Below are 24,221 nucleotides of genomic sequence, written 5' to 3' on the forward strand. Positions count from 1 at the left end.
GTATTTGTGCCTGAGAAAGCGGACCTGATAGTCATAAAAAGCCTCTAAAAATCAGTTAAAGTACATGGATAAGATTTAAGCTTTTAGCCAAATAAGAATCAGGGATATTTTATGACAACGACGCGCTATGCAAATATTTTAAAACCATTACATCTGGGTTTCACCACGATTAAAAACCGTGTGGTGATGGGATCAATGCATACGGGCTTGGAAGATCGGTTTTATAATTATCCTAAACTGGCAGCTTATTTTGGTGAACGTGCCAAAGGTGGTGTGGGTCTCCTGATTACTGGCGGGATTTCACCTAACCGTCAGGGCTGGTTATTGCCTGCTGGTGGAACGATGAATACCTTGGGTGATGTTGCACCGCACCGACTGGTTACGCATGCCGTGCATAAGCATGGGGCCAAGATTCTGTTGCAAATTTTGCATGCCGGACGTTATGGCTATCAGCCCTTTGTGGTATCTGCGAGCCCGATCAAATCGCCAATTTCACCTTTTAAACCACGTCAGATGTCTGAAAACCAGATTCTGGATACGGTTCAGGACTATGTTAAAACTGCAAAACTGGCTAAAAAAGCGGGCTATGACGGCGTGGAAATCATGGGATCTGAAGGGTATTTGATTAACCAGTTTTTAAGCCGTCACGTCAATCAGCGTACTGATCGCTGGGGTGGAGAAATTGAAAACCGCATGCGTTTTGCGGTGGAGATTGTTAAAGCAATCCGTGCTGAAATTGGTGAAAAATTTATTATCTGTTTCCGCTTGTCCTTGCTAGATCTGGTGCATGATGGCAATACTATGCAGGAAGTGATTACAGTGGCTAAAGCACTAGAGAAGGCTGGAATAACTTTGCTGAATACCGGTATTGGCTGGCATGAAGCACGTATTCCGACGATTGTCACTTCAGTTCCTCGTGCTGCATTCGTAGATTACACCGCAGAAGTCAAAAAGCATGTTACTGTTCCAGTCATTGCATCGAACCGGATTAATATGCCAGAAACTGCTGAAGCGATTTTGGCATCGGGTCAGGCAGATATGGTGCAAATGGCACGCCCACTATTGGCAGATGCATTCTGGGTGAATAAGACAGCAACCAATCGTGTTGATGAAATTAATACCTGTATCGCCTGTAATCAGGCCTGTCTGGATCATACATTTAAAAATAAACGCGCTACCTGTTTAGTGAATCCACGTGCTGGTTATGAAACCGAACTGGTTTATGTCAAAACCAAAAAGCCTAAAGGGATTGCCGTGGTGGGTGGTGGTGTGGCAGGTTTATCCGCAGCCACAGTCGCTGCCAGCCGCGGTCATGATGTGACTTTGTTTGAAGCTACTAGTGAAGTGGGTGGGCAATTTAATCTGGCCAAAGTGATTCCAGGCAAAGAAGAATTCCATGAAACCATTCGCTATTTTAAAGTACAACTGGAAAAAACTGGGGTAGATGTCCGTTTAAATACTCGAGTGAATCGGGAGCAATTGGAACGCGAAGGTTTTGATGAAGTCATTGTTGCTACGGGCGTTGTTCCGCGTGAATTGAAAATTGCCGGTAGTGATGCACCTCAAGTTCTGTCTTATGCTGAAGTATTGCGCGGTGCACCAGTAGGAGATCGTGTCGCGGTCATTGGTGCCGGTGGAATCGGTTTTGATGTATCAGAATTTTTATTAAAGCCCCCGCATCAGCCGCAACCACAACCTGTAGATGAATGGAAACGGGAGTGGGGTGTAGATCTGCATGCTAATTATGTAAGTGAAGGCGGACTGCAGCCAGCAGAACTCGAGCCACCAGTCCGGGAAATTTATTTATTACAGCGTAAAACTACTGCTTTAGGAGCAGGTTTGGGTAAAACCACAGGTTGGGTTCATCGTGCCCAACTAAAAAAACATGGCGTGCGCATGTTACGCGGCGTGCACTATAAATCGATCACGGATGAAGGTTTGTGGATTGAAGTGGATGGGCATGATCAGTTGCTGCGTGTAGATACGGTCGTCGTTTGTGCTGGTCAGGAGTCAGTCAAAGATGTCATGCCTTCAGAGGATCAAAAGACTTTAGCGAATTACCATATTATTGGTGGAGCAAAGCTGGCTGCTGAGCTGGATGCCAAGCGTGCAATTCGTGAAGGGGCAGAATTGGCAGCAAAATTGTAAGGATTTGATGAAACTATATGCAGTTGATGAGATTCACTGTAATTTTCACTTGTCAGTCGCCTAAAAGCTCCGTATTATTGCGCACATGGAAGCGTGGCAGAGCGGTTTAATGCACCGGTCTTGAAAACCGACGAGGGCTTATACCCCTCCGTGAGTTCGAATCTCACCGCTTCCGCCAAATTTTGAATTAAGCCCTTGTATTTGCAAGGGCTTTTTTCTTGTCTATGATTTTACCCCCACAACCTACCCCTCATCAAATTTTGGATTGGATTGGCTATTTTTAGCTGTATTTAGAAAACTAAGGAATGTAGTTTAAAAACTGTATTTAAAACTAACTATATTCTTAATAAAACAATTCTTAATGGCTTTGTTGCACAAAGAATTAAAAGTAAAGATTTCTCATATCTACTCAAATTTAAGTGACAACTCGGGTATGTGGTCTGCCTAAGTCCGTAAATTTATTTAATACTGCCACACGTGCATGAATCTCATTGATTTGGCTTTGAAAATTTCTCGCACTGAGTTTATCCCCCAACAATTTGATGCAATGCATCTTGGTTTCAACCAAACTTCGCCGATGATAGCCTGACCATTTCTTCCAAATAGTTCTTCCTAAACGCTTAATTGTTCGAAGCAATTCATTGCGTTCTAGCGAGCCCATCTTTTTATCTTTCGATGGCTTCGCATTTTTTCTTGGTGGAATGACCGCATGTGCATCTCGATCTAAAATGACTTGTCTGCAGTACTTCGTATCATAAGCACCATCGGTATAGACCGAATCAATTCGTTCGTCTAAAGGAATTTGAGTAAGTAAATCATCGAGTACTTGTGAATCGCTCACATTATTTGTAGTGAGCTGTACTGCACGTATTTGCAAGGTGTCGGCATATCAATACCAATATGAAGTTTGCGCCATTGTCGACGATATTCAGGCTGATGTTTCTTTCGTTTCCGTTCACCTTCACCTATAAACTTTAAGCCAGTAGAGTCGACAAGTAGATGTAGTCCATCACTACTTTTTTGATAGCCAATCGTAGTATCAATACGCTGTTGTCGTCTACAAATTGTAGTGTAGTCTGGCGCTACCCAATTTAACCCACAAAGATGGATGAGACTTTGAACAAAGCCAGTGACCATACGCAAGGACAATCGAAAGAGAGATTTAATCATTAGGCAACATTGGATAGCTGTGTCAGAGTAAGTTTGATTTCGTCCTTGTTTGCCTTTTGATGGGGCATACCATTGCGTAGCAGGATCAAACCAAATGGCAATATTTCCACGATTAATGAGTGCTCGGTTATATGAAGACCAATTGGTTGTACGATAAATTTTAGGTGTAAGCTTATTCATTTGAAAATTATATTGTGGAATAAGCCTTTAAAGATAGGTTTGTGTAACAAAGCCATCCTAAACTTAAAATGTACAATCGAGAGATTAATACAAGAAGAATCGGGATTAAGTACGTATTTGGTCGCCTTAAGACCTTTGAAATTCTGGCTGACCATTATCGAAATAGATGCAAAAGACTTGGTCTGAGATTTATTTTAATCACTGGAATTTACAATATGGGATTGAGTTAAAAATCACTTATGAAAGTGATCCACTATTGGTATCTTATTTGCAATAAAGCTTTTAATAAATCGTATTAATATTTATGTGTCATCTTACTTAAATATCCGCTGTGTATGGTCCAGCTAAATTAAGATGGGTTGATGCCATGATCTGTTCTCTTGAAAAATTCCAATTAAAAACAATCAGCGTGGCATGTATAAGTTTCAGCGCTATATTGCTTACTGCTTGTCAAAGTACGACGATAACGCGAAATCAACAGGCCAATACAGCACAACAGCTCCAACAAGAAAAAGTCCAACAACCGAAACGTGTGGTCTTTTTCTTGGGTGATGGTATGGGCATCACCACACTTACTGCTTCACGTATTTATGCTGTTGGTGAAGATGGTCAGTTGGCGATTGATCGGCTGCCTGAGTCGGCCTTTGTTCGTACCTTTTCTGAGGATGCACAAGTCACGGACAGCGCACCTTCGATGGGCGCGTACATGACCGGTGTAAAGATGAAAAACGAGGTGATCTCGATGCAGACAGGGACAATTGCGGTTGAACCTGACTCAGTAGGGAATAACCAGTGTGCGAGTAACCCTCAAAACAAAAATAAGCAAAACACACAGACATTACTCGAATTAGCCAAAGCAAAGGGTTGGGGGACAGGCGTTGTGACCACTACGCGGATCACGCATGCCACACCAGCATCAACTTATGCTCATATTTGCCACCGTGATGCTGAAAATGATATTGCATCACAGTTAGTCCCGAGTTCAAAAGGCGATGCTTATCAAAGCTATAACCTCAAACTTAAAGATGGGGTCGATGTGGTTTTAGGTGGAGGTAAGCGTCAATTTTTGCCTAAAGATGCAGGTGGAGAACGTACTGATGGGCGCAATCTAATTAGCGAGATGCAAAAGGCAGGCTACCGCGTGGTTTTTGATGAAAACCAACTCTCCCAAGTGCAACTGGCGAAAAATGAAAAATTATTGGGTTTATTTAATCACAGCCATTTAAATTACGACTTGGATCGCACCAAGAAAAACTTGGCAGAGCCGAGTCTCAAGCAAATGACGCTGTCTGCTTTAGACATCCTGACGCAAAATAAAAAAGGTTTTTTCCTGATGGTGGAGGGAGGGCGTATAGATCATGCGCTGCATGACACCAATGCCAAGCGCGCATTACAAGACACGATTGCCTTAAATGATGCTTTAGAAGCAACCATTCAAAAGCTTAAACAAAGTGATCCTGAACTTAAAAATACACTGATTGTGATCACGGCCGACCATGATCACACCTTGGTTTTAAATGGTTATGCCAAGCGCACAGGAAAATACGTCGAAGGTAAGGAAACCAGCGTGCTTGGATTGGTAAAAAACTATGATCAAGCGGGCTTTGCTCAAGATATTCATGGTCAACCTTATCCGATTATCGGTTTTGGTACGGGCAAAAAACGCCCCACTCAAAACCGTATGGATGACTTGGTCCTGAACTTAAAAGACACTGATGTCTGTCATCCTGTAAAAGGGCCAAAGGCACCACAAGGTGAAAAATATAGTTTCACTTATCCTTTGGCTGAAACGGGTTGGTGTACGGGCACTGCTGCGGATGATTTCCAACAAGAAGCTGTGATTCAAACGGGCTATAAAGATAAAGAAACGCATGGTGGTGCAGATGTGTTTTTAGGTGCGATTGGTCAGGGGGCAGATCAGTTCTCGGGTAGCCTTGAAAATATTGAGGTCAATCACCTTATTCGTAAGATCACAGGCTTATAGCAGAGGGATACCATATGAAACATACTTTAAAAACCATCCCATACATGAAGCTTCTGCTTACAGCGTCGATTTCTTCAAGTGCTTTGTATGCTGCTGAAACCACACTTACGCCGACGAAAAACGTTATATTCTTTTTAGGCGATGGCATGGGACCAACCACAGTGACGGCAAGTCGTATTTATGCTGTGGGGGAAAATGGCAAACTGGCCATGGACAGCATGAAGCACGCAGCACGGATTAAAACCTATTCTGAGGATGGTCAAACCACAGATAGTGCTCCCTCTATGGGCGCCTATATGACTGGGCAGAAAAATAAAAATGAAGTGATTGCCATGACAACAGGAACGGTTGCGGTCGAACCTGAAGATGGAAAATTGCCGAATGGCAAAAGCTTAGCTAAAGCCATCAACCGTTGTCCAGAACAGGGCAGTAGTATAGTCGCAGGGATGCCTGCGTTAAGTATTTTAGAACTGGCAAAAAAGAAGGGAAAAGCGGTTGGCGTAGTGACGACGACTGAACTCACCCATGCCACACCTGCGGCAACCTATGCACATATTTGTCATCGTGATGCACAATACGATATTGCGCTTCAAGCTGTTCCAAAAGGTAAAGCTTATAATCCAAACTTATTGGATGGCATTAATGTCCTTCTGGGAGGTGGCTTAAATCACTGGACGCCTTATGATGCAGCCTCTAACCCCAAAGGGCGCTTGGATGGCCGTGATTTATTGGTAGAGTTTAAACAGCAGGGTTATCAAACCGTTTTAAGCCAAAGTGATTTGGCACAGACGGTCAATACTCAGAAAATTTTCGGCGTATTCTCCACACAGTCGCATTTAAATTATGATTTGGACCGACTCAAGAAGAATATAAAGACTGAACCGAGTCTGGCGGTGATGACCAGTAAAGCGATTGATGCACTGCAAGCACAGAGTCATGGACAAGGCTATTTCTTGATGGTTGAGGGTGGGCGTATTGACCATGCACTACATGCCAATAATGCCAAACGGGCATTGCAGGAAACCAAGGCATTTAATGATGCAATTCAAACTGCACTGGATAAAGTGGACTTGAGCAATACCTTGGTTGTAGTGACGGCAGACCATGACCATGTGATGACCTTTAATGGTTATGCCGCACGAACGGGTCAAACGACGGAGACTAATCCAGGTATTTTGGGGCTGAGCTATGACTATAATATTGCAAAAGAGCAAAATGCTTACAGCAAAGTGCTGGCTGATGGCCAAGTACATAATCCATACCGCGATGTAAATGGAGCAACAGGAACGACACTCGTTTTTGGAAATGGCACGGGCAAGCGTTTAGATATTCGTGACAGTATTAGCAACGAGCAAGCCTTTGCTGACGACTATAAACAAGAAGTCGGGGTACAACTGGCGAAAAGCGAAACACATGGTGGCGGAGATGTGATGCTGTTTGCTGAAGGAAAGAATTCAAATCTATTCAAAGGCACACAAGAAAATACATGGGTATTTGAGCAATTGAAAAAGGCGTTTGGATTCTAATGGATACAAGATTTATACGGCCGTTCAAATTCAAAATGAAGTTCTTAGCATTGTCTTTCAGTTTGCTCAGTCCATGGGTATGGTCGGCCGATGAATATCGTATTGATTATCAGATTGAACGGTTGGATGCCAATGGGGTCACGACCATTCAAAAATACAGTGAGAAAATGATTCGAGATGCGCAAAATATCTGGATTGAACGTTTAAACACTCAAACGCATGCTGACGAAGCCCAGACACATAGCAATGCTCATGTATCTGCCAAAACAGACACCCATGAGCATGAGAGTTTTGACAGTGCAATTCAGTGGATGCAGCGCAAAGATGTAGTCGGACAAGCAAACGTAGAAAGTCCGTTTCAGCGTTTTTATATTTTGCCAGATGAAAAAATGCGGGTGCAATTGCAGGATGTCGATCAAGAAATGCTAGGGATGAAAAACTGTTGGCGCTGTGAATATAGTTTGATTCATCCTGACATTTTAAAGCGAGCACAATTGATTCAACGTGATCCGAAGTTAGCGCATTATCAAATACGCAGTGCTGGGCAAACGTTGAATATTATATGGAATGAACAGGATCAACTGGTTCAAAAATATGAATTGCTCAAACCGACCTCAGGCTATGCTAAAACCTTTACCGTGCGCAAAATTGGCCAACATGTTGCTACACCTTGGACGCAAACAGAAAAATACAGCGAACGTGACTATGCGGACTTTAGTGATTAGCTGATGAGTTTTTGGCTTTTAATTTCGGCGTTACAACAGGAATATCCGTGATTTTTTGGGAAAATAAGTGGTTAGGACTGTGCCGCTTGTACTGTTAAACCACTCCAACGTTTAAATGCACGTCGAAAATTAGTGGCATCGTTAATTTGTAAATACTGAGAAATCTGTTCAGTTTTAAAACCATGCACACGATATAAAATGATGGCGGTATGCAAACGGCTTTGATCGAGTTGCGCCTGAAAATGGGTCTGATGCTTTTTCAGTTTACGTTTTAAGGTGGCAGAACTCATTTGAAAATAATCAGCAGTTTGTTCAAGTTGAATATTATTTTGAATATTTTGCATGAAGTATTGATGCAAACTGAGCAAAAAACTCTGTTGAATATTTTGAGCTGTCATTTCTTTCAGCGCATGTTGATAACTGATTGCAGCTAAGGTCGAAGAGGCATTGGGAAGTTTTTCATGGACCAAGTCACGAGGCAGGCTCATCATGTTGATCGGGCGATTAAACTCTAAAGCACTGCCTAAATGCGTCCAATATTGTTCAATATAATCCGGTTCAGAAAAATTAAATTCGAATTTCCATGCTAACTTGGTTTGATACAGTTGACGGCTAAATGCTTGTATTGCACTCATTGCGCTTTCGATTAAAAAGCGATTTTCAAGCTTGTTTTCATCTAACCAATAAATATGAATATGGCTTTGACTATACATGAGTCGAGGGCATAACCACGGTGAAACAGATGCGGAAAATGTTAAATAACGGCTAAGCGCCTCATCGAAGGTCGATGCATACAGCATGGATTTAATGGCGTCATTAAAGGGGGTGGTTAGGCTGCGTTGACCGAATAAAAAACTGATGTCCTGATTGCGAAAACACTGCTCAGCATTTGTTAAAACTTGTTGTAACTGTTGCTGGCTAATCAGCTTTTGCCCTGAAAAGATATCTTCCAAGAAAATACCGCTACCACTAAGTAGGACGTGATGTTCGACCTCATGGCTGACTGCTAAATCAATTAAAATAGATAATTGATGATGCGCAGGAATGTAACTGTAGTCGCATTCAAAGCTCATACCGCGACTCGCTTTGGTGAGTAGTATTGCTTCACTTGGAGCAATTGCTGATTTAATGCACTCAAAAGTTGCTGAGCAGTTTGGTATTGCCCTACTGAACAGCAGGTCGTGAGTGCTTTTAAAGGAATGTGTGCGGACAGATCACGTTGATAATAAGCACTGACCATAAGCATGCGCTCAAGTTGAGCTGCCATTTTTTCAGCCTGTTGTAGCTTCGTCTCTGGTAACAACATAATAAAACGATCTCCTGCGAAGCGGCAGAGCAGGTCTTGTGGTCGTAAGTTTAAGCTAATCAATTGTGAAACATGCTGTAAAATAGATGTGCCTTCATCAAAGCCATATGTTTGATTAATCTGATTAAAATTATGCATATCTAGCAGTATGACGGACATGTCGCTGGGTTCATGCAAGTTCTGCTCAATTGCAGCTTTGAGCTGTGTTTTAAAGTAATGAGCATCGGCTAAAGGGGTGAGTGCATCGAATAAACGGTGATCCCGATAAATACGTTCTCGTTTTTGCATGTGTTTAGAAATCGCCAGTTCTTCTTGATGCCAAAAATAAATCCCGATGGTAAATAGGCACAGTCCAATTGGAAAAGGAATGGACTCAAGCCATGCATCCCACATGATTTCTTTAGGCAGGCGAATAAATTCATCTAAGCTGTCCATCCACATATGGAAAAAAATAAAACACAGTCCATAAAAGATATAGTTGGTTACACGGCCTAAAGGACGGCTTTTAATAATAAAGAAAATCCAAATAGCAATAAAAACAGTTGCTCCCCCTTCACCTAAAATATCGACCCAGTTCCATTCAGCAAACGACTTGCTCTGCCCAAGTAAGATAAATAACCAGAGAGATAAGCTACAGGCAGTCGCTACACATAACAAAGGCCAGCGGTAGTAAGCAAAGTATTTAGGCATAGCATTTTTTGAAATGATTTATTTTCGCCCAAGCTAAACAGATTTAGATGACAGTTTGATGGCAAAGGCTAGAGTCAAAATAGATCAGGGTATTTTTGATTTTTGAGAATAAAAATGCTGAAAAACCCTATCTTTGTGGTGAATATGCATCATTCTGTATGCTCAGAATTTTCTCTATACAGATCAAATTAGCTCACTTTTTGCTGAAAATGACCAAAAACAAATAAAAAGGGCAGGTGGTAAAAGGCACTGTCACATCATGTTCACATTCAATTTCTATTGTGCGTTCAAACCATGCCACTTTGGCTTGAGGGGAAGAACATAATGCAAAATAATCAGAACCGTTTCATGAAACATAAGCGTGCGGGTTTTCAGCTCAGTACACTGGTCCTGTCAATGCTGAGCATGACGCATCTACATGCCGAAGATAACACGGTGGAATATGTACAGGTCATTGGCCAAGCTGCAAGTATGGATAAAGCACTCAAAGAACAAAAACGTGCCGACCAAATCAGCAGTGTGGTACATGCCGATGGCATCGGACAATTACCCGATGATAATGCCGCAGAAGCTTTGCAACGGATACCGGGTGTATCTACAGAGCGTGACCAAGGCGAAGGACGTTTTGTTTCAGTTCGTGGTTTAGGTGCTGACTTAAATGCAGTGACCATCAATGGTACTTTGGTTCCCGCGCCTGAAAGCGATCGCCGTGGCGTGGCATTGGATGTCTTACCATCAGAGCTGGTGCAGTCTTTGGCTGTGGTGAAAACGCTGACACCAGATATGGATGCCAACTCATTAGGCGGTACGGTGCAAGTCGAAAGTTTATCAGCCTTTGACCATGACGGTTTGTTTTATACGGGAACGGTTGAAGGTGGTTATGATGAAAAACGGGAAAAATATAGCCCTAAAGCATCGGGTGCCATCAGTAACCGTTTCAGTGTTGGTGAGGGGCAAGACAACCTTGGGGTAGCGTTGGCACTGAGTTATCAAAACCGAAAATTTGGCTCGGACAATGTTGAAACGGGCGGGGCTTGGGATGGCGATGCACTTGAAGAAACCGCAATGCGCCAATATGACATCGAGCGGGAGCGCATTGGTGCGGGGCTAAATTTTGATTACCGCCCCAATGACACAGGCGAATACTATTTAAGAACTTTATATAGCCGATTTAAAGATACCGAATCGCGTCAAGAAGTCTCAGTTGAATTTGCCGATCCGCAAACTGCGGGGCAAAGTGGAGATGCCGAAGTCACTCGCTCATTAAAAAGTCGTGTTGAAACGCAAGAAATTCAGTCCTTTGTTTTAGGGGGAAAGCAAGGTTTCGGTACTTGGACGGTAGAAGGTCAACTCGGTTATAGCGAAGCATCGGAGGAAAATCCGGGTGGTATTTCGGGGGCGAAATATAAAGCTGAGTTTAGAAATGTTGGCTTTAGCAGTACCCAAAAGCCAGTTGTAACAGCAGATCAAGATTTTTATGATGCTGCCAACTATGAGCTAGATTCGGTGTCGTGGGAAAAGTCTAAAACCACCGATAAAGAATACAACGGTAAATTAGACTTTTTAAAAGACTATATGTTGGGGAATTATGCTGCTGCATTGAAGTTCGGGGGCAAAATCAGTCAACGTGAGAAAACCAATAATACCGATGAGTGGAAATATAAAGACCTCAGCACGTCAAGTTCAGATTTCAATTCAAACAGTCACTATGAACTGGGACAGTTTGGCCCAAGCATCAATGAAAATGCCATTCAGGACAAAATAAATGGGCTAAATGCTGCTGACTATGTGGTTGCGGATGGCTCCATCATTAATGACTTTAAGTCAAATGAAGACATACAAGCGGCTTATGTCATGAATACGATTGATTTGGATCAATTGCGTGTGATTGCTGGTTTACGTTATGAAAATACCAACTTCGAAGCACATGGTTTTGAGTTTAATGATGATGTGATCACTGCGACCAAATATGAAAATGACTATGATCATTGGTTGCCAAGCTTACATTTGCGTTATCAATTGGCGGACAATACCTACCTGCGTGCGGCATGGACCAATAGTGTCGTGCGTCCGAACTTTGCGCAAAGTGCGCCAGGTGTTTACATAGATGGTGATGAAGCTGAGTTTGGTAACCCAATGTTAAAGCCTTTAGAGTCTTCTAACTTTGATTTGGGTGTAGAAAAGTATTTTGGCAAAGCCAGTATGGTGAGTTTTTATAGTTTTTATAAAGATATCGACAATTTTATCTATAACACCAATATTGCAGGGACAGGTCAGTGGGCTGACTTTGATGAAGCTGTGACTTATAAAAATGGTCAAAGTGCCAAACTCTATGGAATGGAGTTTTCCTATTCACAAAAATTTGACCACTTAGGAGCACCATGGAACGGGTTCTTGTTGGGTTTAAATACCACCTTTAGTAAGTCAGAGGCGGATATTGATTCGATGAAAGATGGTGAACTTCTGAGCCGTCGTATTCATTTGCCAAATCAGTCGGATGTGGTGGCGAATGCGATGCTTGGCTGGGAAAATGAACGTTTTGGTGTACGACTTTCAGCAAATTATAAATCGAGTTATCTGTATGAACTTGGTGACATTGATACACCTGAAAAAGATATTTATACCGATGACCAAATCTTCCTTGATTTGAGTAGTCATGTGAACTTATCTAAAAACTTACAGCTCAAGTTTGATATACAAAACATCACCGATGAGCATTATTACAACTATGCAGGTTCTAAGGCTTATAACGCGCAATATGAAGAGTATGGCCCAGCTTACAAACTGGCACTGACCTATACCCATTTTTAAGTCGAATTAAATTTAGTACTCAGGTTTGCTCAACAGAAGCAGACCTGAGGTTCCTTGCCCAATTTTGAGTATCTCTATGAAATTTTCATCTTTTAAATGGTCTGCTTTAAGCAGTTGCTTGCTGTTATTGAGCGCATGCAGTCAGCACAGCGTGTCCCAAGCTCCGCAAAATAGCCAGTCGTTAAGCTCGGTTGAAATACCAATAGATCAGCCTATGGCAGCGAAGTTGCAATTACGTGAAGTCGACATGAATGGGGCGAAAACTGAGGATGTACAATGGTTAACCTTGAGTGCATGGCCTGAAGTTGCCGCGCTGTTGAGCAGTAAAAATAAAGGGCTACAAATTTTAGATGATCAACAAAATGTACTACATCAAATTCAAGGTCAGTTTGGGCGTTTTGATTATCGGATTGGTTCGGAGCATTTATTGATTGCTGCGTCGAATTTGCAACAACAGCAAATTCAACTGATGAGCATGAACTTAAAAAATAAAGCATGGAACAAACCTAGTTTTATTCCAAAGCGTTCATTTAAGTCTGAAGATGTTTGCCTATATACCGATGCTCAAGGACTGAGTTTTGCTTTTTTAGTAGGTGAAGAGGGGCTTGGTGAACAATGGTTGGTGGCTCAGCATGAGAAGGCTTTGGTTCAACCACAGTTGGTACGCCGTCTCAGTTTTCCACCTGCTAGTAGTGTATGCAAAGTGAATGATGCCACAGCAGAGTTGTTTATTAATGAAGCGAATGTTGGCATTTGGGCATATCCAGCTCATTCTGAAGCAGACATGGTGCGTCAGGCGGTGGATCTCGTGCAACCCTTTGGTTCGATTCAAGGTTCACCTTCTGCAATTGCGATTGTAGATGATCATGTCGCGGTACTCGATGCAGAAAAACCTTTGCTTTATCGTTATCAAAAGCAAGATAAGCAATGGAAAGCACAGCCGCCTTTACAACTAGACACGGTGAAAGAAGCAGAGACTTTGAGTGTTCAAGGTAATTTAACTGATAAATCCTTGCTGATTTTAGATGATAAAACCGTGAAAGTGACAGATGTAGAATGGGAAATTCAAACCCAGACCAAAGCTCAAAATATCATTACTATTCCAGCAGAAGTGCAGACGGAGGGTGTGCCAAGTACAGGTGACGCGGCTGATGATCCTGCGATTTGGCATAACGCTGCACAGCCGAGTCAGTCCCGTATTTTAGCGACAGATAAACAAGGTGGTCTACAGGTTAACGACTTACAGGGTAAAACTGTGCAGTACTTGCCAGTAGGGCGATTGAATAATGTCGATGTACGCCACGGTTTTAAATGGGGCAATCAGACAGTCGATTTGGCGGTGGCATCGAACCGAGATCATAACAGCCTGCATCTCTTTGCGATTCAACCCAAAACGGCCAAGGTTTCTGTGCTTGGCGAGTTAGCGACCACATTGGATGATATTTATGGCATTTGCATGTACCGCGATGCTCAAGGGGAAATTTATGCCATTCCCAACGATAAAAGCGGGACTTTTATTCAATACCACATCACGGCTGCACAGCAAAAATTAAGGGCTGAAGAAGTACAACGTTTTTCAGTGAAAACCCAACCTGAAGGCTGTGTCGTAGACGATGCCACAGGGCGTATTTTCTTGGGTGAAGAAGATGTCGCGGTGTGGGTAAAAGATCTCAACCCAAAAACTCAGCTTCCTATGCAGCAGGTGATAGGTGTAGGAGAGGTGATGCATGATGACATTGAGGGAATGGGACTTTATCACAGCAAAAACCAAAGTTATTTGGTGGTTTCAAGCCAAGGCAATGACAGCTTTGTGGTGCTTGATGCCGCTGCACCTTACACGGTTCGTGGCGCATTTCGTATTGGCATCAATACCGAAAAAGGCATTGACGCTGTGTCTGAAACAGATGGACTGGATGTGAGTTCCTTAAATTTTGGTGGCAAATGGAAGCGAGGCATGTTGGTGATACAAGACGGACGTAAACGTATGCCTGAAACCAATCAGAACTTTAAATATGTGCCTTGGGAAAAAATCGCTCAAGCGCTGCATTTGGACTAAATAGCGCTTTAGTACCTGAGTGAGTACATGGGCTGCTAAAGAATCACAGCCCATTTTAAAAATATATATGTACTGCACCATGCAGTAAAAAAATTGGAGTGCGTTATGCAAGCAACGATGGATCAAATGTCAGTTTGGATGTTGATTAGCCATGCCAGTGTGTTGGTAAAAGTAGTGATGTTGATTTTGGTTTTATCCTCAGTCGTAAGTTGGTATTTAATCGTGCGTCACGGCATGTTACTTCGTGGACAAGAGCAGCTTTGGAACCGTTTTTTAAAGAATTTTAGACAGCAAAAAGATCTCAATCTTTTACAGCAAGATTACCAACAGCCTGAACAACAAAAAGGCGTTGTCAGCATTTTTCAACATGGGGTGGATGAATACCATCAATTGATCAAAGATGAGCAACTCACCACAAGTGATGTGATTGATGGGGTAGAACGTCGTTTACTCAGTAGTATCAGTGAAGAAGAAGAAAAGCTTCAGCAGAATCTAACCTTTCTCGCAACAGTCGGTTCAGTCAGCCCTTATATAGGCTTATTTGGAACGGTCTGGGGCATTATGAATGCGTTTATTGGACTGTCTGCCGTTGAACAGGCAACCCTCAATACAGTTGCACCAGGGATTGCAGAAGCGCTAATTGCGACAGCTATTGGTTTATTTGCCGCTATTCCTGCGGTCGTGGCGTATAACCGCTTTTCGGCACGTGCTGACAAGCTTTCCATTCGTTATTACGGTTTTGCCAATGAGTTGCAAACGCGTATTTATCGTTTGTTGGGGCACACTGAGCGCACTTCGCGTTAAGGAGCAAGAACCATGATTAAGCGTCCTCAAAAATTAAAACCCAATGCTGAAATGAATGTGGTTCCTTATATTGATGTCATGTTGGTGTTGTTGGTAATTTTTATGGTGACTGCACCAATGTTGACGCAAGGCATTCAAATTGATTTGCCTAAAGTGGATGCCAATGTCATGCCCGCGTCACAACAGCAGCGTATTGTAACCTTATCTATTCAAGCCAATGGCCAGTATTACTGGAATATTGGATCAGAAGTGAATACTGAGAAAGTTACGGATCAGGCCATTGATTTAGCTACTATGCAACAAAAGCTCGTTCCAATTATTCAAAAAGATAAAAGCTTACAGTTTTATGTACGTGCCGATCAGGATGCTGATTATCAACTGGTTGCACAGGCCATAGCATCCTTGCAAAAAAGTGGGGTAACGAACTTGGGGCTAGTGACAGAGGAACCACAATCATGATGGCAACCGTTTCCAAAATTAGGTTTCGTGATCAAGGTCTAGCACTTTCGGTCACGGCTGGATTGCATATTGCGCTAATTGCATGGTTATGTACGGTTGAGATGCATGAAACATTGGCGGAACCCAAGCCGAAAACCATTCAATTACAATTTGTGCAAATACCCCCTCCAATCAAACAACAACCTGAACCTAAAAAGCCTGAGCCGATAGTCGAAGAAAAACCCTTACATGAGGTTGTCAAAAAACAGCTTGAGAAACCTACTGAAGTCCAACCGAAAACCACCAAGAAGTTTGTAGAGTCACAGAGTAGCAAAATTGTACCTACAGCGGCTAAACCGACACAGCAAGTCGTGACGGAAAAGCAAACGGCAGTAGCGGAATCTCAGAAAACAGTAGATACGCAGTCTCAAGCGGATATACCAACTCAGACGAAGACCCAGAAATCAGTAGAACCTAAAGCACAAACTCATCCTGAATCATTTGATGTTAAAAATTATCAACCTGTTGCAAAAATAGCACCAGCTTACCCTGAACAAGCTTTGGATCGTAAGCTGGAGGGGGATTGTACGGTGGTATATAGCGTGAACGAAAAAGGACGGGTAGAAAATCCAAAGGCACAAGGTGACTGCCATCCGATGTTTGTACGACCTTCGATTCAGGCTGCACTCACTTTTAAATATCAGCCTCGTCTCGTCGATGGCAAACCAACCAGTGTATCGAATGTTAAAAATACTTTCCAATATAGGATTGAAATTTAATTGTTGAATAGTAACCAAAATTCTAGATATATAATCATTTTTGATAGGGATTTCATAATTTAGTGGAGCAAATATATCTAATTTGAAAGATTTTTTTGTGCAGTAAAATAATATTGGAATTATTATGGATGTTACCTAGTGTAGCGAATTCTCCAATATCGGCTATATGGCCAAAATGAATATTGTAAAGTATTATATTAATTTGAGTTAGTGTAATTGGGCAGTGTAGATGAGCTAAAGAAGCAAGTCTAGAACAAGTCTTGCGCCTGTCTGAGTTAAATACTTTTACTGATGAGCATAGGCACTGTATTATAAAACCAACTATTTCTTTAATTGCACATCTTATCTGCCTTTTTTAAGTATGTTTTTTTTATTGCCAAAATTTGAACTAACTGAGTTGTTTGAGGTGAGTACATAACAGGTATCTAATAAGTCTCAATTAAAAAAGTATGATCTAAATTTTTATCTGACAAGAGGATATAAAAATTTAAAGCTTATTTTATTGCCGTTATCAGTTTATTAAATAGAACATTTTTCATTATTAATTCGCTGAATGACTGAAACACCTGAAAGTCGACTAGGATAGTAGGATAATTTTTTGTTCTTTTCGGCTTTCATTCATGTCGAATCTTAAAGTGCGAGTTAAAAATGGCAACTGAACCTCTGAACCCTAAACGTCCACTTTATATTCCCTATGCAGGTACTGCATTACTTGAACTCCCATTGCTGAATAAAGGTTCAGCATTCTCTGTAGAAGAACGTATACATTTTAATTTACATGGACTTTTGCCCCAAGCGATCGAATCGATTGAGGAACAAAGTCAGCGTTCGTATCAACAATACTGCTCATTCAATGATGCAATCAATAAGCATATTTACCTACGTAACATCCAAGACACCAATGAGACGCTTTTCTATCATTTGATCGAAAATCACTTAAGCGAAATGATGCCGATCATCTATACGCCAACGGTAGGAGAGGCATGTCAGCATTTTTCCAAGATTTATCGCCGTCATCGCGGGGTTTTTATTTCCTATCCGGATCGGGATCATATTGAGCATATCCTACATAATGTAAATCGAAGAAATGTCAAAGTGATCGTGATTACAGATGGAGAGCGCATTCTTGGTTTAGGCGATCAGGGTATTGGCGGAATGGGCATTCCGATTGGAAAGCTGGCTTTATATACGGCCTGCGGAGGCATTAGTCCGGCCTATACCTTGCCAATTACTTTGGATGTAGGCACGAACAATGAGCAGCTGTTGAATGATCCGATTTATATGGGATGGCGTCAGCCTCGTATCACCGGTGATGAATATTATGAATTTGTCGAAATGGTGATACAGGCGATTCAGCAAAGATGGCCCGATGCGCTAATTCAATTTGAAGATTTTGCCCAGCACAATGCCATGCCTTTACTGGAAAAATATCGCGATCGAGTATGTTGCTTCAATGACGATATTCAGGGTACGGCAGCTGTGGCAGTAGGCAGTCTGATTGCAGCTTCCTATGCGTCTAATAAGCAACTAAAAGACCAGACCATTGCCTTTTTGGGAGCAGGTTCAGCCGGTTGTGGGATCGCTGAACAGATTGTGGCAAAAATGGTAGCAGAAGGCCTGACTGATGCAGAGGCACGTAAGCGGGTTTTTATGGTGGATCGCTTCGGCCTTATTACCCAGAATCAGCCAAATCTATTAAATTTCCAGAGAAAACTGGCGCAAGACCCAGAAAATATTGCTGAATGGGGGAATGCTGAAGAGATTATTTCTCTATCGGATGTCATCAAATATGCGAAACCCACAGTGTTGATTGGGGTATCTGGACAGCCGGGATTATTTAGCAAAGATGTGATCACGACAATGGCTGAAAATTGTGAACATCCGATTATCTTCCCTTTATCGAATCCTACTTCTCGCGTAGAAGCTGTTCCAGCCGATATTATTCAATGGACCAATGGGAAAGCTTTGATTGCTACAGGTAGCCCATTTGCACCTGTTAATTATCAGGAACAGATTTATACTATTTCTCAATGCAATAACTCTTATATTTTTCCGGGAATTGGACTAGGCGTGATTGCTTCAGGTGCCACACGTGTTACGGATAATATGCTGATGGCATCAAGTAATGCCTTAGCAGAATGCTCTCCAAAACTTCAGGATCCAACTGCCAACTTGTTGCCAGATCTGGATCAGATCCAGCATATTTCCAAGATTATTGCCTTAAGGGTTGCGCAAGCTGCGATTGATGATGGCGTTGCTCCAAAAGTTGGTTTTGATGTGCTGCAGAAAGCCATTGATACAAATTTCTGGATACCGGAATATCGGGAATATAAGCGTGTGACCTTTTAATATTATTAGGAAAAGGGCGGCCTAATATTAAGTAAAGCAGAGCGATGACATTGTTATTTCTCTGCTTTTTTTGTTTGGAGAAAGCGAAGATAATCTAAAATATAGAAGTTCAATCTACTCAAATCTTTATTATTTTCAAAGTTACAACTGGTCATTCAGATGACTAAAAATTAATAGGTTTTATTATGTCAAACTCAAATATTGTTAAAGGTACTGTAAAGTGGTTCAACGAAACTAAAGGTTTCGGTTTTATTCAACAAGAATCTGGTCCAGATGTTTTTGCTCATTTCAGTGAAATTGCCAGTTCAGGTTTTAAAACCTTAATGGAAGGCCAGCAAGTTGAATTTAGCGTAGTTCAAGGTCAAAAAGGCCCAAATGCTGTAAATATTACTGCGCTATAAGTCTTTAGAATAAAAAAGCACGCATCAGTGCTTTTTTATTGTTTTAAATAAAAGTTAAAGAGCTTTTTCCAGATTGGAAGAAGTATAAAAATAGGATACAAGTTGTTAAAAATTAATGAATTAATTGCAAAATCTAAAAATGGTACAGAAATTATTGTTTCTTTGATTCCCTTGAATAAAATGCAAAATACACGTCAAGGTTTTAAGGAAATAGAAGTAGGTAAAAGAGTGCTGCTTCAATCAGGAATAGAAGTTGACCTGAATCTAGACGGTCGTACATTTTATACATCTTTAAATCAATTATTTAAATTAAATCATAAAGTTATTTAATATTTAAATTATATATTGGCTAACCAATTTCTAGCCGATCTCTCTTATAATCATTACTAAAAGTTTATTTATGTTTAAGCAAAATATCAGTGTGAAAGATCAATTCGGTGTTCAATACGCGATTCAGGCTACTGTTGACCCTGATTTTGTTCATACCCAATCGGATTCTAACGTCAAACATATTACGGTTGAAGGTGAAAATATTCGCCCAAGTTTTGAAATGTTTTTTCAAAGCACCATCAGCGGCAAAATTTTCAAAATTATTTAGTGGTCATGTGACATGACCAAAAGTGAATATAAAAAATCTTGGTATTTTGCCAGGATTTTGTCTTTGAAATTATGAACTTGAGAGGTGGATCAGGAAATTTGAACAACACTTATAAGTGATATTTTGCTCCCCAAATGATGTTATAAACATCAATATATGGAGTATTTTATGGCACGTAGACCAAGAAGAAATCATTCAAATGATTTTAAAGCTAAGGTAGCACTTGCTGCGATTAAAGCAGAAAAAACACTTGCTGAATTGAGTTCTGAATTTGATGTTCATCAAAACCAAATTATCGACTGGAAAAATCAACTGATTTCAGCTTCCTCGCAAGCTTTCGATCAATCAAAAGCTCCAACAGAACCACCCATCGATCTAAAAAAACTACATGCAAAAATCGGTGAGCAGGCATTAGAAATTGATTTTTTAGAAGGTGTGTTGAAGAAACTGGGCCGCTTCAACCACAAAAGTTAATCGATGACTCACTTCAGATTTCAGTATCTAAGCAAGCTCAGCTGCTGAAAGTCTCCCGTGGTTGTTATTACTATCGCCCAAAACCTGTGAGTGCATCAGATCTGAAGCTGATGCGGTGTATGGATGAGTTACATATGCAATACCCTTTTGCAGGTAGCCGTATGATGCGTGATTTGTTGAATCGTCAAGGACATCATATAGGACGACGTCATACACGTACTTTAATGAAGAAAATGGGCATTAATGCGTTATATTGCAAACCAAATTTAAGCCAGGCTAATCAAGCTCACCGCAAATATCCATATCTGCTCAAAGGATTGGCTATTCAGCGCAGTAATCAAGTGTGGTCTACGGATATAACGTATATCCCTATGGCAAAAGGCTTTGTTTATTTATGTGCTGTGATTGATTGGCATAGCCGCAAGGTACTTGCGCATAGAGTATCGATTAGTATGGAGGTTACATTTTGCATAGAAACATTAAATGAAGCTATTGAAAAATATGGTCGACCTGAAATATTTAATACAGACCAAGGCAGTCAGTTTACCAGTGATGCATTTATTGATGTATTGAAATCAAATGGCATTCTAATCAGTATGGATGGTAAAGGTCGATGGGTAGATAATGTGATGGTTGAACGATTATGGCGGAGCGTTAAATATGAAGAGGTGTATCTCAAAGCTTATAGCAGTGTCACAGATGCGAAAAAGCAATTGAGTGCATATTTTGAGTTTTATAATCTGAAACGACCTCATTCGAGTCTAGACAAAATGACACCAAATGAGTTTTACTATGATCAGCTACCCCAACAAAACAAGGTGGCTTAACTAGAGCGGAATATCACTTATAAATACGCTTTTAGTTGTTCAAACATGTGGGACCACCTCTCTTGATAATTAAACCTATTCATCGTCTTATAAATAAATCCTGAATTAATAAGCATATTTTTAGTTCAAATTTAAATCGACTTAGCCATCATTTCAGTGATCCCTATTTTATATCTTCTACTACTTATGCTTTTAGGCATAAAACTATTATCAACCTATAAAAAATCTAATACACATCAAATCAGAAAGCCAATCAGAGTTAAAACCCGTCAAGGTTATTATAAGTTTCGTTGGTATGAACTTAAGTCATATAAATGACTGAGGATATGCAGCTGGTTTAAGGTGGTGAGCAAGGGCAGTTCAGTTTTAGTTTTGCTAGAACATTCAGACGCTAAGTATTTAATCTTTTCTTTTTGAACATTTAATAATCAATAGATGATCATAAAGTCAGGAGTTTACTCTATGAATAAATGTATAAAATTACTCGCCAAAAAAAAATTAAGTATTACTTTTCTAGAGAGTGCATCAGCAGGTTACCTGGCTTACCGATTTTCCCAAAATAAATATTCTGGCGATATTCTATATGGCGGACTGGTGTGTTATGACATGGGTGTCAAAGAAAATATTTTAAAGATCAAACCTGAGTTTATTAAAAAATATACCCCGGAATCTATGGAAATCACGCAGGAAATGGTCAGAAAAGCCAAGAAAATGTTTTATTCCGATATTTATATTGCCTGTACAGGACTATTAAAAAGAGGCGGGACAGAAACCAAAGAAAAGCCAGTAGGAACTTTTTTCTATGTGATTTCTTATAAGGATGAGCTTTATAGTTTCCGCTTTCTTTGCAGAGGTAAACCGAGAGAGAAATTAAAAAAACTGGCAAGAAATATCAATCTGAGCTTAATTGAAATCCTTGAGGGCAGTCGATACAAGAGAAATAAGTAAATCGCTATTTATTTAGCTCTTGATGGTCGCTCATACACTGATCATGAAAATGCTCTGCTATAAAAAAATCCCAGCCGAAGCCGGGATTTTTTTATATTTGATCGATCAATTAATAAGGATAATTAGGGACAGGGCCGTTCGTTGGAATGGTGAGCTATTGTCCTGTTGCAAGGCGATTTGAGCCGCCATCCGGTTGCGCATAGAAATACAAAGGTACGGTAGGCAGATTAAGCATAGCGACTGAGGCATGTGCGGTTGCAGTTACAGGCAAGCCATACAGTGTATAAAAATCTTTAAGATCATAGCCCATGATTTTTGAACTGAGCACATAAATCAGGTCAGGGCGGCTCATGTTTTTCGCATTAAAGGCGCCTAATCCCAGTTTATTCTTATCTGCTTGAGATGCTTTATTTAAATCAATCTGATTATACAAACGCTGTGAAGTATTCAGTAAGCGTATGAACTCAAATACACCCTGAAGATCAGGTCGCGATTTACCTTGATGTAAACGGGTATAGTTCATGGCCATCTGGATATGGAAGGCCTGCATCGATACATGATAGCCATCTTGCCATAAGCGTTTTTCCATTGCGGCACGTTGTGCTTCACCTGACAAACCAAGGCTTCGTGTATCCTTGATATTGGCATATAAAGTTGGGTAACGGAAATTGCTACCATTACTGTCCTGAGCATATAGATGATATTTACGCATCATGCTTAAACCCGCCAGAATGTTGTTATTACATTCCACTACGCAACCAACAGTTTTTCCGGTTTTAGTAGAAGGGAATACCATGGTTAAGACATCCTGAACAGTATTATGTCCCAATTCATGTACCCAGCCCCAACCGGTATCAATGCCAGTTGACCCATCTGATGGATTTCCTGAGCATAGGAAGCCACAGGTCGCAATCCAGCCCACAAAATGCTGAACATTCGGTGCACGATGAACTGTGCCGGTACAATCCCAGCCTAATTCATTACAACGCTGTGCCGTACTGCTATCCAGCGGCATGTTGTTATAACCGTTGGCAATGTGGTTACTGTCAAAGATTACGCCCTTAATCTGATCCACATAGGTACGTGCCGATCGATCACCAATGGCTTTTAAAGCATAGTCATTGGTCTGCTGAATTTCACCACCAACAAATTTAAAAGTGTTCCAGCCGAAGTTTCTACTTTGCAGGATGCTGGTGGCTTCGCTAATATCCGCTTCAGTGATCGTTTGAGTAAAATCATAATGTGCATATTTTGCTGCGCCTTTGATTTTTAAGGTCACCACAGAGCCTGCTTTGGCATTGCTGTAATTCAACATCAATGGTCCACCGAACGGGCTGATAAAGTCATTGCTTTGAGTGGCGTCTAATTTTACGGCGAAACTGTTTGGTCGGCGAGGACGTTTATAGCCGCCATCATCAAAGGGATTGCCCCAGGCACGTAAATAGCTGGTCTGGACTGAAAGCTGTGCACCTTGAGCATCAACAATCTCAATACTGACAGGCTTGCCCGGAATGCTGGCACGACCAATTGCGGTAATTCCGCTGCCTTGCGGAATGGTCACAGTAATGGTTTCGGCTTGCGCACTGACAGCCATGTTTTGTGCAGAGGCTGGCATATAATCACTGGCACCATTTGGATTCACCAATGTGGTTTTGCGTTTATAGTCCGTCCAGGAGTCGCTGGCATAAGTACGCATAAAAGTCAGAGCATCGCCATTTTTCGACAGTCCGCTGTAATTCACGCCTGGACGCCAGAGATCTGCCAATAACACCAAAGCTTTTAGAATCTGATTATTATTTTTTGCGCTAAATGCAGTAATGCCTTGTGCATTTAAATTTTGTAGATTGGTAGAAGCTTTATTGATGGTTTGAATCAACGGATTATTGGCATTTAAATCACCTAGGTGTGCTGCACTTGGTGACTTGAAATATTCCAGCATTTGGATCGTACTATCGATGTCATTCACTTTATTCCATTGATCCGTGATGGAATGTCCTGAAGACATGA

At 41.2% G+C, this 24,221-nt stretch carries 18 protein-coding genes, 1 tRNA gene and 2 pseudogenes; 17 read left to right on the forward strand and 4 right to left on the reverse strand.

Features of this window, described 5'->3' with window-relative positions; translation table 11 throughout:
* Positions 1 to 111: 111 nt before the first annotated feature.
* Together ACWM1W_RS04745 and ACWM1W_RS04750 are read left to right on the forward strand one after the other, a co-directional pair.
* The gene (locus ACWM1W_RS04745; RefSeq protein ID WP_034170455.1) at positions 112 to 2,148 is read left to right on the forward strand and encodes an NADPH-dependent 2,4-dienoyl-CoA reductase; all 2,037 of its coding nucleotides are present in this window, start codon (positions 112 to 114) and stop codon (positions 2,146 to 2,148) included.
* A gap of 87 nt (positions 2,149 to 2,235) precedes the next feature.
* A tRNA-Ser gene (locus tag ACWM1W_RS04750) sits at positions 2,236 to 2,326 on the forward strand.
* Between the two features lie 237 nt (positions 2,327 to 2,563).
* Here ACWM1W_RS04750 and ACWM1W_RS04755 read toward each other — a convergent pair.
* Positions 2,564 to 3,498 (reverse strand): annotated as a pseudogene (locus ACWM1W_RS04755) (IS5 family transposase).
* Positions 3,499 to 3,617: 119 nt separating this feature from the next.
* Between ACWM1W_RS04755 and ACWM1W_RS04760 the strand changes: the two are divergent.
* From ACWM1W_RS04760 to ACWM1W_RS04775, 4 genes and pseudogenes are all read left to right on the forward strand, one after another.
* A pseudogene (locus ACWM1W_RS04760) lies at positions 3,618 to 3,728 on the forward strand (IS5/IS1182 family transposase); the annotation flags it as partial.
* 137 nt (positions 3,729 to 3,865) lie between these two features.
* Positions 3,866 to 5,482: an alkaline phosphatase gene (locus tag ACWM1W_RS04765; RefSeq protein ID WP_214001429.1), complete on the forward strand. Its 1,617-nt coding sequence runs from the start codon at positions 3,866 to 3,868 to the stop codon at positions 5,480 to 5,482.
* 14 nt (positions 5,483 to 5,496) lie between these two features.
* Complete coding sequence (locus ACWM1W_RS04770) at positions 5,497 to 7,008, forward strand: alkaline phosphatase (protein ID WP_214001428.1); 1,512 nt, start codon at positions 5,497 to 5,499, stop codon at positions 7,006 to 7,008.
* 35 nt (positions 7,009 to 7,043) lie between these two features.
* The gene (locus tag ACWM1W_RS04775; RefSeq protein WP_228301717.1) at positions 7,044 to 7,733 is read left to right on the forward strand and encodes a hypothetical protein; all 690 of its coding nucleotides are present in this window, start codon (positions 7,044 to 7,046) and stop codon (positions 7,731 to 7,733) included.
* Between the two features lie 71 nt (positions 7,734 to 7,804).
* Here the strand turns inward: ACWM1W_RS04775 and ACWM1W_RS04780 are convergent, their stop codons facing one another.
* Positions 7,805 to 8,806, reverse strand: a complete 1,002-nt coding sequence (locus ACWM1W_RS04780) for a helix-turn-helix transcriptional regulator (protein ID WP_005234808.1) — start codon at positions 8,804 to 8,806, stop codon at positions 7,805 to 7,807.
* On the reverse strand, positions 8,803 to 9,729 hold the full coding sequence (locus ACWM1W_RS04785) for a diguanylate cyclase domain-containing protein (RefSeq protein ID WP_214001426.1): 927 nt from the start codon (positions 9,727 to 9,729) through the stop codon (positions 8,803 to 8,805). Before ACWM1W_RS04785 ends, ACWM1W_RS04780 begins: the two co-directional genes overlap by 4 nt.
* A 324-nt stretch (positions 9,730 to 10,053) precedes the next feature.
* Between ACWM1W_RS04785 and ACWM1W_RS04790 the strand changes: the two genes are divergently transcribed.
* From ACWM1W_RS04790 to ACWM1W_RS04840, 11 genes are all read left to right on the forward strand, one after another.
* Positions 10,054 to 12,540, forward strand: a complete 2,487-nt coding sequence (locus tag ACWM1W_RS04790; RefSeq protein ID WP_214001425.1) for a TonB-dependent receptor — start codon at positions 10,054 to 10,056, stop codon at positions 12,538 to 12,540.
* Between the two features lie 76 nt (positions 12,541 to 12,616).
* Positions 12,617 to 14,596, forward strand: coding sequence for a phytase (locus ACWM1W_RS04795; protein WP_214001424.1), 1,980 nt, complete (start codon positions 12,617 to 12,619; stop codon positions 14,594 to 14,596).
* A 105-nt stretch (positions 14,597 to 14,701) separates the two neighbouring features.
* Positions 14,702 to 15,400, forward strand: a complete 699-nt coding sequence (tolQ, locus tag ACWM1W_RS04800) for a protein TolQ (RefSeq protein WP_214001423.1) — start codon at positions 14,702 to 14,704, stop codon at positions 15,398 to 15,400.
* A 12-nt stretch (positions 15,401 to 15,412) separates the two neighbouring features.
* Complete coding sequence (gene tolR / locus ACWM1W_RS04805; protein ID WP_086208627.1) at positions 15,413 to 15,859, forward strand: protein TolR; 447 nt, start codon at positions 15,413 to 15,415, stop codon at positions 15,857 to 15,859.
* Positions 15,856 to 16,617: an energy transducer TonB gene (locus ACWM1W_RS04810; protein WP_214001422.1), complete on the forward strand. Its 762-nt coding sequence runs from the start codon at positions 15,856 to 15,858 to the stop codon at positions 16,615 to 16,617. The genes tolR and ACWM1W_RS04810 overlap by 4 nt, the downstream gene beginning before the upstream one ends.
* A 648-nt stretch (positions 16,618 to 17,265) precedes the next feature.
* Complete coding sequence (locus ACWM1W_RS04815) at positions 17,266 to 18,966, forward strand: NAD-dependent malic enzyme (RefSeq protein WP_214001421.1); 1,701 nt, start codon at positions 17,266 to 17,268, stop codon at positions 18,964 to 18,966.
* Positions 18,967 to 19,151: 185 nt separating this feature from the next.
* Entirely contained in the window at positions 19,152 to 19,367 is a 216-nt protein-coding gene (locus tag ACWM1W_RS04820) for a cold-shock protein (protein WP_004782814.1), read from the forward strand.
* Positions 19,368 to 19,469: 102 nt separating this feature from the next.
* Complete coding sequence (locus tag ACWM1W_RS04825) at positions 19,470 to 19,697, forward strand: hypothetical protein (protein WP_004782813.1); 228 nt, start codon at positions 19,470 to 19,472, stop codon at positions 19,695 to 19,697.
* A gap of 70 nt (positions 19,698 to 19,767) precedes the next feature.
* Positions 19,768 to 19,965 (forward strand): hypothetical protein, encoded by a 198-nt coding sequence (locus ACWM1W_RS04830; protein WP_214001420.1) that lies wholly within the window; start codon positions 19,768 to 19,770, stop codon positions 19,963 to 19,965.
* Between the two features lie 156 nt (positions 19,966 to 20,121).
* Positions 20,122 to 21,266 (forward strand): IS3 family transposase gene (locus ACWM1W_RS04835; RefSeq protein WP_375725726.1). Its coding sequence is split into 2 segments (ribosomal slippage): positions 20,122 to 20,386 and positions 20,386 to 21,266, totalling 1,146 coding nucleotides; the frame shifts between segments, so codons are not numbered across the junction.
* Positions 21,267 to 21,728: 462 nt separating this feature from the next.
* Positions 21,729 to 22,214 (forward strand): CinA family protein, encoded by a 486-nt coding sequence (locus ACWM1W_RS04840; protein WP_375726176.1) that lies wholly within the window; start codon positions 21,729 to 21,731, stop codon positions 22,212 to 22,214.
* Positions 22,215 to 22,368: 154 nt separating this feature from the next.
* Here the strand turns inward: ACWM1W_RS04840 and ACWM1W_RS04845 are convergent, their stop codons facing one another.
* The gene (locus ACWM1W_RS04845; protein ID WP_375726175.1) at positions 22,369 to 24,219 is read right to left on the reverse strand and encodes an ImpA family metalloprotease; all 1,851 of its coding nucleotides are present in this window, start codon (positions 24,217 to 24,219) and stop codon (positions 22,369 to 22,371) included.
* Positions 24,220 to 24,221 lie beyond the last annotated feature (2 nt).

Source organism: Acinetobacter sp. TW_SC_4, assembly GCF_054861205.1.